Source organism: Pseudalkalibacillus decolorationis, from assembly GCF_024609785.1.
GTDB classification, from domain to species: domain Bacteria; phylum Bacillota; class Bacilli; order Bacillales; family Fictibacillaceae; genus Pseudalkalibacillus; species Pseudalkalibacillus decolorationis.
Window position 1 is genome coordinate 159,818 of sequence record NZ_JANHJQ010000012.1, and the last position, 9,160, is coordinate 168,977.

10 protein-coding genes are annotated in these 9,160 nt (G+C 37.3%); 9 read left to right on the forward strand and 1 reads right to left on the reverse strand.

The features are described from left to right. Positions 1-100 precede the first annotated feature (100 nt). The 6 genes from NON16_RS13485 to NON16_RS13510 all read left to right on the forward strand — a co-directional run bounded on the left by NON16_RS13485 (position 101) and on the right by NON16_RS13510 (position 5,402). Positions 101-427, forward strand: coding sequence for a VOC family protein (locus tag NON16_RS13485; protein WP_257349720.1), 327 nt, complete (start codon positions 101-103; stop codon positions 425-427). Positions 428-665: 238 nt separating this feature from the next. Then, positions 666-863, forward strand: coding sequence for a hypothetical protein (locus NON16_RS13490; protein ID WP_257349721.1), 198 nt, complete (start codon positions 666-668; stop codon positions 861-863). 178 nt (positions 864-1,041) lie between these two features. Continuing rightward, positions 1,042-2,553: an alpha/beta hydrolase gene (locus NON16_RS13495; protein ID WP_372508808.1), complete on the forward strand. Its 1,512-nt coding sequence runs from the start codon at positions 1,042-1,044 to the stop codon at positions 2,551-2,553. A gap of 325 nt (positions 2,554-2,878) precedes the next feature. Next, a complete protein-coding gene (locus NON16_RS13500) occupies positions 2,879-3,763 on the forward strand; it encodes an alpha/beta fold hydrolase (RefSeq protein ID WP_257349724.1) in 885 nt (294 codons plus the stop codon). Between the two features lie 277 nt (positions 3,764-4,040). Continuing rightward, on the forward strand, positions 4,041-4,757 hold the full coding sequence (locus NON16_RS13505; RefSeq protein ID WP_257349725.1) for a hypothetical protein: 717 nt from the start codon (positions 4,041-4,043) through the stop codon (positions 4,755-4,757). 9 nt (positions 4,758-4,766) lie between these two features. Then, positions 4,767-5,402 (forward strand): hypothetical protein, encoded by a 636-nt coding sequence (locus NON16_RS13510; protein WP_257349726.1) that lies wholly within the window; start codon positions 4,767-4,769, stop codon positions 5,400-5,402. A gap of 56 nt (positions 5,403-5,458) precedes the next feature. On the opposite strand, the gene NON16_RS13515 is transcribed toward NON16_RS13510, so the two are convergent. Next, entirely contained in the window at positions 5,459-6,217 is a 759-nt protein-coding gene (locus NON16_RS13515; RefSeq protein WP_257349727.1) for an MBL fold metallo-hydrolase, read from the reverse strand. A gap of 122 nt (positions 6,218-6,339) precedes the next feature. Between NON16_RS13515 and NON16_RS13520 the strand changes: the two genes are divergently transcribed. The 3 genes from NON16_RS13520 to NON16_RS13530 all read left to right on the forward strand — a co-directional run bounded on the left by NON16_RS13520 (position 6,340) and on the right by NON16_RS13530 (position 8,749). Further along, positions 6,340-6,768, forward strand: coding sequence for an Lrp/AsnC family transcriptional regulator (locus NON16_RS13520; RefSeq protein WP_257349750.1), 429 nt, complete (start codon positions 6,340-6,342; stop codon positions 6,766-6,768). 126 nt (positions 6,769-6,894) lie between these two features. Then, complete coding sequence (locus NON16_RS13525; protein WP_257349728.1) at positions 6,895-7,947, forward strand: serine hydrolase domain-containing protein; 1,053 nt, start codon at positions 6,895-6,897, stop codon at positions 7,945-7,947. Positions 7,948-8,011: 64 nt separating this feature from the next. After that, complete coding sequence (locus tag NON16_RS13530) at positions 8,012-8,749, forward strand: DUF2161 domain-containing phosphodiesterase (RefSeq protein WP_257349729.1); 738 nt, start codon at positions 8,012-8,014, stop codon at positions 8,747-8,749. Positions 8,750-9,160 lie beyond the last annotated feature (411 nt).

The following is a 9,160-nucleotide window of genomic DNA, read 5'->3' on the forward strand; positions in this document are numbered from 1 at the left end:
AAAAAAGTCCTCGTATTATTTAGAAATAAAAGGAACTAAACCAATTTTGGAGAAGATTAACAGTATGATATATAATCACTAGGATGAGGAAGTGTAACCTATGAAACTAAACCATCTCAATCTAACGGTCACGGACGTTAATGAGGCTCGGGAGTTTTTAGAGAAATATTTCGACCTTCAAACCAAGCACACACGCGGCGATTTATTCGATGACAACGGGTTAGTACTTACCTTAATGAAAGGGATTCAGGTCAGTTACCCTAAGACCTTTCATATCGGCTTTCTGCAAGAGAGTGAAGAGCGGGTGAACGAAATCAATCAACGCTTGAAGAATGATGGATTTGATGTGGAGCCGCCGAAAAGAGCTCATGGTTGGACATTCTATGTTAAAGCCCCCGGTGGATTTAACGTCGAGATTCTTTGTTGAATCAGCCACACCCTTTAAGAAAGTAATCTAGTTTATACGAGCAGAAAAACGATATCACAATACCTAGGTTAGCTTTATTGATAATAATAAACATAAAATCTAGAAGAAATTACAATTCGCTTTTTAAGCTAAAATTTGAGAATCCCAATGTCCTGAAAAAATAATGCATAATGGTTAATGAAGAAAAGCTTACTCTGTTTATGTTGGTGCTTTTAGAGACAAGGATGGAACAAATACTATGTATGGTCTGGCCCCGCAAATGGTTAACGCTGAAATAAAACAAGGAGAATCCCAAAGGTTTAGAAATTTCCCCATCCATGTAAAGGCGAATAAATTAAAAATCGTTATACCATGGGAGGATGAACCAATCGAACTAAAGGATGGTAGAAAAGCACCTGGAAGAAAATATATGGAGACGGTCTTATTTACAAACTAAAATAAACAAAGACTTTTTCTTTCATTAAACAGTGCCTATGATTTTTACAGGTGCTTTTTTTATAATCTTAATCGTTAATTTCTTGAAACCTCTCCCTGTCGAAAACGTACTCTTTAATGAGCGTCAAAGGGTACGAAATAAAATCAAAAACAGGGAGGGAACATTTTTGAAACGTCCAATGTATAAGAGATTACTAGTTTTAGGGTTAGCGCTTTCTTTAAGTCTTCCGGCCACTGCATTTGCAAATGAACCATCGCCTCAGTCAAATTCAACGGATCTACATTTCAACCAACAGGAAAGGATTTTGAATTCTCCCAATCTATTAATTAGAGAAAGTCTATACGAACCATCTAGATTTGTCCAACAAGATCGGAACGCCGAAAAAGGTCCTGTTATAAAATCAAAAAAACAACAAGATCGTTTCGAACAAAATGCTTATGAATTTGTAACAGACCTACATACGGGTAACTACAAACAGGCTTTAAAATCAACTTCCCGTGCATTGAAAAAATCGATTTCGGAACAATGGCTTGAAATCTACTGGACGACACTTTTACAGCAATTTCAAGCTCAGTTCGGTGCTTTTTACGGTTTCGGAAAGGTAGAAATGGAGGAAATAAACCGAGTTCACACCAATGTGAAGATTGAACTGCAATTCGAAAGAGCAACCATTCCTTTTATTGTTCGAATGGAACGTTCAGGGAAAGTAGATGACTTTTTACTCAATCAATCAACAGGCCCATTTGCTAGCGAACCGGAATACAGCAATCCGGAGGCTTTTACAGAAAAAGAGGTTGTCATAGGTAAAGGGGATTTCGCATTACCTGGAACGCTGTCAATTCCTAGAGGGAAGGGACCATTCCCAGTTGTCGTTCTCGTTCATGGATCTGGAGCAAGTAATGAGGATGAGGCAGTTTTTGCCTTTAAACCATTCCGTGATCTGACGCATGGTCTTGTTTCAAAGGGGATTGCTGTCTTGCGCTATAATAAACGGACGTATGAGCATTCTGTAAAAATAACCGCTGATCCGAACCATACTGTCGATAAAGAAACAACAGACGATGCCCTTTTGGCAACCCGTTTACTAGAAAAAGAGAAACGTATTGATGATGAGCAAATCTATGTTCTTGGTCACAGTCAAGGCGGGATGATGGTACCACAAATGATCAATCAAGATAAGAGGCAAAACACAGGTGCCATCATAATGGGAGGACCTGCAAGAACCATCCAAGATGTTGTCCTCGATCAATTTGACTACCTGCTTTCAACTGGGCAAATACTGCCGCAGGTGTATGAATTTTATACAACACAATATGAAATGTTAAATGATCCGGATTTTTCTGGAGAAAACCCTCCTGAAGGTTTTCAGCTAGGGCAAGCGATGTTTTGGGATTCGATCAATGATATTCGGGCTGCAGAAATGGCAAAAGACCAGTCGGAACCGCTACTAATCATCCAAGGCGAACGGGATTACCAAGTGTTATCAGATGTTGAAATCCCGATATGGAAAGAAGAGCTTTCTCACCGTCATAATGTAGAATATAAGCTTTACCCAAAACTAAACCATTTCTTCACAGAAGGCAAAGGGGAAATGAGCACACCACAAGAATACATGACCCCAGCCAATATTCCGGAGTATGTCATTAATGATATTGCTGAATGGGTGAAGTCTGATCCGAAAGGTGAATAACCACTTACAATTGTAATTAAGTAGTTTAGTTTTGGGGTGCAAAATTGTAACATTTGCCCCCTAATTGAACTATTATATGATATTGCACATCAACTGCATGAAAAACTGTATTGAGATCTGTTCGGTGAAAGTAGATTTGGAAAAGTGGTATATAAAGTCGAAATAATTCAATTTTATAATGTTGATGAAGATGAATACTTTGGAACGAATAATACTGATGTTTTGCTGAATTTCATTAAAGAATTTGAATTTCAACAAGTAGTCGATAGTGTCTTATGGTGTACATATAACATTAGAGTGTAATAAGGGTGGTTGGTAAACTTAAATGAGATTAATTGATGGTGAATATACGATAAACATTAATGGAATTAATCATTGGATAAAAATTGATGGTGGTAAAAACAAAACAATTCCTTTAATACTACTTCATGGAGGTCCAGGGGGAAATCATTACACGTTTGAACGAACAACAGGACCACTACTAGCTAGTAGGAGAACGGTTATTTATTATGAACAGCGTGGTTGTGGTAGAAGCGAAAAGTCTCGTTCTGTTGATGAATATACAATTTATCACTTGATTGAGGACTTTAGAGAGTTAAAGAAATGGATAGGGACAGAAAAGGTAGATTTACTCGGATATTCTTTCGGTGGTGAACTTGCTCTGGAGATCGCCTACGCTCTTAAAGGTGAAATTAATAATATTGTGCTTTCTGCTCCCAGTTTGATGACATCAGACGTACAAAAGATGGTCCAAATAACGGGAATCTTATCGGTAGCTAATAAAGAACTTTATAGTAAACTCATACAAATTCCTATGGAGACTTTAACAATTGCTGAAGCTTATAATAAGTTTTGGAATCTTATTGATATAGATACAGTAGATTCATTATTATTCGAAAACCGGGATATTGCTAAAAGGAATCGAAAATTGTGGGAAGAGAGTAATTTAATTAACACAGGTCATATGATGACTGCCCTTATAACATATCCAATCAACCCTCCACTAATCAATCGTCTTAACGAAATCCAGAATCGTTCATTAATTCTTACAGGTATTTTTGACCGAAATACTGGCTTAAGTATATCGAAAATAATACATAGAGAATTATCAGAAAGTCAGTGGGTATTATTTAATGAAAGTGCTCATTTTCCTGATTTAGAAGAAACAAATAAATTCGTCAGTTTTGTTATTAACTTCTTAGATTCTTAACTACGATATATTTTATAAAAGGGGATTATAAAATAATGAGACGATTGCTTAGCCCATTTTTTGTTATTTCAATATTACTTTTACTTGTATAAGACCCTCTTTTTTATCCAATTGATTCATTTCCATCACTTTGTAAACCATATATTCTAAGTAATCTACTTAATTCCTTTTATTTATTTGTATCACCTCATTCAATAGGAAAAACTAAAAAAAGCTAGTAAGAATAGTTCTGCATCTCCGGCTCATAAGGTAACATAAGGGGAGTGGGGGTGTATAGATGAGAACTGTTCTTTTTTTGTTCTTTCTTCTCGTTCCAATTGTTGTACTCGTTTTTATACATAAGAAGTACAAAGGCGATGAAGAAGGCAACCTTTTTATAAAATTGATTGGATATTATCTGCTCGGGGTATTTTCATTTTCGATTAATGATTTTAAAGTGCCTATTGGTTTTATCGTATTTTTATTATTTTTCAAGCCGATAAAAAATCAAACCATAAAAGAAATGGCAGCCTGTCTCGGACTAGTCGTTTTTGCTTTACATTTATTTTTGACTCCGATTCAAAATGCTTTATTCGATTGGCCGCGAGAGGTTACGGTTAATAGTGATAATCTGTATTCTTTCCATTTTCGGGACAATTGGGAGGATGTACAATGGGATTTTGGTATAGATAAAGATGCGAGAATGCAAGAGTTCGAGGTTGAATATGCTCAAAATGGTCAGATTCGTCAAATGAACTTCAACCTAGTCGCCAGTGAAGGTTCAGGGTATATACAATACCGTTTTACTTATGATCCAGATGAACAAGCCTTTAATATCCGACGTCAACGGTTTAATGATCCAAGGTTACATTATGATAAGTTGCTGTCGGTTACACATTTCTTTTCAAAACTAGACGAATTCGATTTTGAGGAAAGCGCAAGCGCCCTGCTTAGCCACGAAGGTCACTGGAAGACCGACGAGGAGGCTGTTGCCGCCGCAGGAGGCCTGAAGTGATCCAAGTGGTTGGGCGCTGGAGCTGGACATTACATCCATGCCGCAAACTTTTATACTTTCTTTACTAAGAACAAAATGAAACCAAAGAATAAATATCCTTTGTATTCCTTTAGAAGTGAAGGAACTCCAACATCCTTTGCTATATTGGATAGTAAAAAGTTCATTGTTAACAATGAAGAAATTACAAAGGTCAAAAACTATGAGCTGCCAATTGACGGCTATATGATTACCACCTGTGGTGAACATGAAAAATCGGAGCCAATAAGGATTGGTTGTAAGGATAGGGCATATTATTTCTTCGATGCAAGTTACGGAAGGAAAAAGGAAGGGCAATTTACTCATAAAGAAGCTATAGCTGTTTTACGAGGAAATGAAACGGTAAACAAGTGGTTGTACGATCACATGGGATCTAATGTAACGAAAGAAGATAATGGTAAGTACTATTTGAAAAGGTTGGGGCAATGGGATAAAGTTTCTGAGGAAACATATTTTACAAAGGTCGAAACGATACATCGTGAACATACGCTAAAGAATCAAAAGTGGCATATCACTTTTCAATCTATTTATGGCGAATCCCCTTATAAAATTGAAGGTATAGTAGATGCAAATACTGGAGAAATCCTGTCTGTTAAAGCGGTAGAATAAATCGAAAAAGCAGAAGCTTCCTTTCATTTTATGAAAAAAGGAGCTTCTGCTTGTATTTATAGGGAAACCATTTCTCCATCATCGGGTACCAATATTGAAGTCGAAAGGTCTTTTTCAGAAATAAAATCCCGTAATTCTTTCCTTGTTAACAAGCAATGGTTGACGGCTTCCATATGGGAAACAATAACCGTTGCATCGTCGCTTTCGGTGTAAGTACGATTGATATCTTCCTTTGTCATCGTAATGGGATCGCCTTGAAGGAACTGGGCAGCACCTCCGTTGACAATGATGACATTAGGCTGATGAGTGTCAATCGCATTTTTCACATCCTCACACCAAATGGTATCTCCGGCCACATAAAGTGTTTTTTCATCTGGATGTTGAAACACAACACCAGAAACCGCCCCCATTAATTCTTTCATTTTACCTGTTCCGTGTTGGCCGTTAGTTTTGTACAGACAGATGCCCTGAAAGTGTGTCGTGGCGCTCAAGGCATCGACATTCTCAAACCCTTCACGTCTGATTACTTCAGCATCTTCCTCAGACTGTGCAAACACTTTAATGTGTTTTGGTAAAACCTCTTTCGCGACAGAATCAAAATGGTCGGGATGTAAGTGCGTTACAATAACTGCATCTGCTTGTATAATTTCTTCAACAGCGATCGGTAACTCTACGGTCGGAATACGTTTATCTTGATTCAAAGTGTTTTGGACCGGTGGGTACGTTCCCTTTTCAGCTAGAAACGGATCGATTAAAAAGGTCGTTCCCGCATAGTTTAAAGAGATGGTTGCATTTCGGATTTGTTTAATATTCACGTTCAATTCCTCCTTCTTTAACGTTCTACTTTTATAGAGTAATATTAATGTATATAACTGTACATAGAACAAATCAAGAATAAGTACATATTGACTTGAAATATGAAAGAGGTTGGTCAGTGATGCTTGATCATACGGATAAGGAAATTCTTAAGGAATTATTGGAAAACAGCAGGATCTCTATGAAACAGTTAGGAGAGAAGGTACATTTGACAGGGCAGGCAGCTGCAAATCGCGTATTAAAATTGGAAGAAGAGGGTGTTATCGAAAACTATACTGTTACGCTAAATCAAGCAAAAATAGGCTATCCTGTCCACACGTTCATCAATATCTATACGAAAAGCACCAAGCATGATCCGTACTTATCCTTCCTCGATAAACATCAAGCATATGTAAAAAATAACTACAAAATCAGCGGGGATGGCTGTTACCTCCTCGAATGCCGGTTCCCTGACAATTCAGAGTTGGATGAGTTTTTGACAGAACTGAACCACTATACGAATTACAAACTATCGATTGTCATTAATAAGAGGAACGGATTAACAACGTGATAGAGCATTCAAAACGACCTGATTGAAAATGCTGTCACATTACGAGAAAGATTCAGTCCCGGGACGGAGTACGATTCAACGTTTTTACAATAACATTTAGCTAACAACAGATAAAGGAGATTAGCCATGTTATCAGAAATAAAAGGAAAATTGGATGAGAAATTGGAAGAAACTTTAGAAAGCGAAAAACTGCCTGGTTTATCGGTTTGTATTACCGATCAAAACTTCAACCATTGGGAACAGGTATACGGAGTACAACTAGCTTCAACCAAAAACCCGCTGCAAACCCAACATTGCTTTCGAGCTGGAAGTACAACGAAAACGATGATTGCGGTCATCCTTATGCAATTAAGAGAAGAGGGGAAGCTTTCATTGGATCAGACGATTGAATCCTTGCTGCCAGAGTTGGTCCCGAATGGTGAGGGGATTTCAATCAGGCAATTGATGAATCATAGAAGCGGATTCGAGGATTATTTATGGGTTCAGGATAATGGCAGACCGATGATAAGCAAATTTAAAACCCATCCCAATGATCGATTCACCCCCGAACAATTAGTTGAAAAAGGTACAAATGCTCCTGTTCATTTTCAACCTGGGGCAGGCTATTATTATAGCAATACGAATTATATTATTCTCGGAATATTGATTGAGGAATTAACAGGGGACTCGATTCAAGATGTATTAAAGGAGAGAATCATCACACCCCTCCAACTGAGCCAAACGTATTTTCCTACTGACAATGAAATCAAAGTACCATATGCTGTAGGGCATTCAAAACTTGATGATAATTTACAGGTGACAGAACATATTGAGTCCGAAATTGAAAACTTAAATGTATCTTTGGCGTGGAGTGCAGGCGCTTTAATTTCCACACCTATGGATTTGAACTTATTCTTGGCTGGACTGTTTTCGAATAAATTATTATCTGAGGAATCTTTAAAAGAAATGATACAGTTTCAGCCTACAAATGATGAAGGTTTAAGCTATGGCCTAGGACTTTACAGGTTCGAGTTTAATAATGCTGTTGCTTATGGACATCCAGGTGGAATTCCAGGGTACGAAACCGTGATGTTACATGTTCCTAAGGATCGGATTTACATATCGATCATGATTAATCAAATGCCATCAAACGCATTGAAAATTGCTGAGAAAGTTTATAATCATTATTCTGAATCATAGCTTTGAAGATCGAGTCTATCAATGTATTTGAACGAATTACCAACATAGAGGTGTCATGAAAGCAATGAAGGACAAAAATGAAAAACGGTATGAAGTCGACTTATATACGCCTATTCAACATTATTTTGCGGGCGAAGGATATGAGGTCTATGGCGAAGTCAACCATTGCGATATGATTGCAGTGAAGGACGACGAACTAATCATTATTGAGTTAAAACTTCAGTTAAGTGTTGACCTTCTCATTCAGGCAACTAAAAGACAGCGCCTATCCGAACTTGTTTATATCGCAATTCCCCAACCGAAATACAGTCTTCGTTCTAAGAAATGGAAAGATATTATTCATTTAATTAGAAGACTGGAGTTAGGTCTGATAGTGGTGTCATTTCAAAAGAACAACACCTCGATGGATATAAAGATACATCCAGCACCCTTTGATCGAGTCAAAAGCATGAAACGCAGCAAGAAAAAGCGGGAAAACCTTCTGACAGAAATGAAGGGAAGGCATGGGGATTATAATGTGGGTGGAAGTAATCAAACGAAAATTATGACCGCTTACAAGGAAAATTGTATCCACATCGCGTGCTGCCTTGAACGCTTCGGGTTATTATCTCCTAAAGACCTTCGTCAAATGGGGACAGGGGAAAAGACATTGTCGATCTTGAACAAAAATTATTACGGGTGGTTTGATCGAATACGGAGAGGAACATACTCCCTTAGTGAAGCAGGTATAAGTGAGTTAAAGGAATATCCTGAACTTGTAACGTATTACGCTAATTTAAATGATTTATCTAAAAAAGTTTAGTCCATTCACCCTGAACTATTCATTTAAGTAAGTAGATTTATATCATTAATCAAGGCACTAATCCTTAATGAAGGATTAGTGCCTTCTTCGGTATATACAGGTCAGATTGTGGAAGAATACCATCAAAATAGCTTACATCATTAATTTTTTTGTCACTCATGTTTAGAGGATACAATGCATTATTAATTTATTGTTAAGTATGTAAAATAAGCAACCTTCCTTATGTTAAGTTTTCATAAATTTTCATTTGGTTAATTGTAAAATGAAGTGCAACACATATAAATAGAAAAACCATAGTGAGACCGTGTATCATTAATGTCGACGAAAACAATTAACTCACGGAGGTCACACTATGGCTCAAACTCATTCTAGCACAAAGGCTCGCTCCTTTAAACATCTTAGCGATTCCGA